Annotated in this window: 3 protein-coding genes; 1 reads left to right on the top strand and 2 read right to left on the bottom strand. The window is 65.1% G+C overall.

Translation table 11 applies throughout. The features are described from left to right. Positions 1-217: 217 nt before the first annotated feature. Positions 218-646, bottom strand: coding sequence for an Lrp/AsnC family transcriptional regulator (locus EN893_RS27395; RefSeq protein WP_127268446.1), 429 nt, complete (start codon positions 644-646; stop codon positions 218-220). A 115-nt stretch (positions 647-761) separates the two neighbouring features. Here EN893_RS27395 and EN893_RS27400 point away from each other — a divergent pair, with 115 nt between their 5' ends. Then, positions 762-1,865 (top strand): saccharopine dehydrogenase family protein, encoded by a 1,104-nt coding sequence (locus tag EN893_RS27400; RefSeq protein WP_127268447.1) that lies wholly within the window; start codon positions 762-764, stop codon positions 1,863-1,865. A gap of 222 nt (positions 1,866-2,087) precedes the next feature. On the opposite strand, the gene EN893_RS27410 is transcribed toward EN893_RS27400, so the two are convergent. Beyond that, the coding region (locus EN893_RS27410) for an FAD-dependent oxidoreductase (RefSeq protein WP_164901150.1) at positions 2,088-2,794 on the bottom strand (707 nt) is incomplete at its 5' end.

The raw sequence follows: 2,794 nt of genomic DNA on the forward strand, positions 1-2,794 counted from the left end.
GCATGGCGCATCGATCACGCTTGAGGATTGTCGCCCTGGGCTTGAGGTGGCGGTGAGTTTTCTCCCCCCTTGAGGGGGAGATGTCGCCGCAGGCGACAGAGGGGGTCGCCTCGCGTGAAGCGCTAACGCCCATCTGTCGAAAGGAGGTCGCATCCGGTCGAACCGACCCCCTCTGGCCTGCCGGCCATCTCCCCCTCGAGGGGGGAGACCAGCAGCTTCACCGATCGATCCGCGTCGACAGGATGATCGACGACAGGGTCCGCTCGACCCCGTCCATGGCGCCGATCTGGTCGAGCAGCATGTCGAGGTCGCGGATCGATGGTGCGTCGACGATGACGATCATGTCGAAATTGCCGCTGACCGAATGCAGCGTCCGGACCGTCGTCAGGGCGCGCATGCCGCGCACCACCTTGTCGGCGAGCTTGGGCGTCACGGTGAGCAGTACATGCGCCCGCACCAGCCCCTGCTCATAGTCCGGCGCCAGTCGCACACCATAGCCTGATATGATGCCGCGCTGCTCCAGCCGTTCGATCCGGCTCTGCACCGTGGTCCGCGAGACGCCAAGCCGCCGCGCCAGCTCGGCGGTCGAGGCGCGCGCATTCTCGCGCAGCAGGGAAAGCAGGGCCTGTTCGGCGTCACTGAGCATTTCGACGATTCTTCCCGGCAGACTGTCCAATCAACGGTTTCGTTTCGAACCAAACCACGCTTCCATTCGACGGGCAAGCTGCGAATCTGGGCTCACAATCAGTGAGGGATCGGCCATGAAGAAAATTGTCGTTGTCGGCGCCGGAAAGATCGGCTCGACCATTGCCGAGATGCTCGCCGCCAAGGGGGATTATCAGGTCACGCTCGTCGACCGCTCGGCAGCACAGTTCGCTGCTGCCGAACTGCCGGCCACGGTTGCGACGCTTGAGCTCGACATCGAAGCATCCGGCACGCTTGAAGCCGCACTCGCCGGCAAATTCGCGGTGCTCAGCGCCGCTCCCTTCCATCTGACCACCCGCATCGCCGAAGCGGCGGCCTGTGCCGGCGTGCACTATCTCGACCTGACCGAGGATGTCGTCTCGACCCGCCGCGTCAAGGAACTGGCGGTTTCGGGCAGAAGCGCCTTCATTCCGCAATGCGGCCTGGCGCCGGGCTTCATCTCGATCGTCGCCAACGATCTCGCCAGCCGGTTCGATTCGCTGGAGAGCGTGCGCATGCGCGTCGGCGCCCTGCCGCAATATCCCTCCAATGCACTGAACTACAATCTGACCTGGAGCACCGACGGCGTCATCAACGAATATTGCGAGCCCTGCGAGGCGATCGTCGAAGGCGAGCTGGTCGAGGTGCCGCCACTGGAAGAGCGCGAGGAGTTCTCGCTCGACGGCGTCACCTACGAAGCGTTCAACACCTCCGGCGGCCTTGGCACGCTGGCCGAGACGCTGAAGGGCAGAGTGCGCACGCTGAACTACCGCACCATCCGCTATCCCGGCCACGCCGCGATCATGAAGGCGCTGCTCAACGATCTCGGCCTGCGCCACCGCCGTGACGTGCTGAAAGACATTTTCGAGAGCGCGCTGCCGGCGACGCTGCAGGACGTGGTCATCGTCTTCGTCACCGTCTCCGGCCGCAAGAACGGCCGCCTGCTGCAGGAGACCTACGCCAACAAGATCTACTCCAGGCGCATCGGCGATCAGGTGCGCAGCGCCATCCAGATCACCACGGCGTCCGGCATCTGCGCCGTGCTCGACATGCTCGCCGACGGCAGCCTGCCGGCCACGGGCTTCATCAAGCAGGAAGACATCGCGCTCGACGCGTTTCTGGCCAACCGCTTCGGCCGCGCCTATGCGCAGCATGAGATGGTGAGCCGGCTGGCGGGGTGATCAGCGTCTCTCTCTTGTGAGAGGCTGCCCCCCTCTGCCCTGCCGGGCATCTCCCCCTCTAGGGGGGAGATAGGCTGTCATCTTAGATTTCGCCAATTTTCAAAGTCTTGGAAGAGGCGGGTTGCCCGAAACTGCTGATCTCCCCCCTTGAGGGGGAGATGTCCGGCAGGACAGAGGGGGGCGAGTGTCCCGCCAGCATCACCGCCTTTGCACTGTCACGAATCAAACATGCAGCGCGTGCCCCAGCGCCTTGAGCGCCGCTTCCTGGAATCCCTCGCCTTGCGTCGGATGGGCATGGATGGTGCCGGCAATGTCCTCCAGCCTGGCGCCCATCTCCAGCGCCAGGCCAAAAGCCGCCGCCAGTTCCGACACGCCCTGCCCGACCGCCTGGATGCCGAGCACCAGATGGTTGTCCGCCCGCGCCACCACGCGGACGAAGCCGTCTTCGCCCAGCTTCGTCATCGCCCGGCCGTTGGCGGCGAACGGGAACATGCCGATCTTGATCTCGCCGCCCAGAGCCCTGGCCTCTTCCGGCGAAAGACCAGCGGTGACGAGTTCCGGATCGGTGAAGCAAACGGCGGGAATGGCGCGCTTGTCCCAGTTGCGCTTGTGGCCGGCGACGATCTCGGCGACCATCTCGCCCTGGGCCATCGCCCGGTGCGCCAGCATCGGCTCGCCGGTGACGTCGCCGATGGCGAAGATGCCGCGCATCGAGGTGCGGCACTGGTCGTCGATGCGGATGAATTTGCCTGCCCTGTCGAGGTCGATCTGCTCGAGCCCCCAGCCTTCGGTCACCGGCTTGCGGCCGACCGTGACCAGGATTTTTTCGGCGGCGACCTTGGCGCTCTTGCCATCCGCCGTCTCGACCGGCAGCGCATCGCCTTTGGTCGATAGCCCCTTGGCCTTGGCACCCAGCATCACCTCGACGC

It is taken from the genome of Mesorhizobium sp. M7A.F.Ca.CA.004.04.2.1 (assembly GCF_004022825.1).
GTDB lineage: Bacteria > Pseudomonadota > Alphaproteobacteria > Rhizobiales > Rhizobiaceae > Mesorhizobium.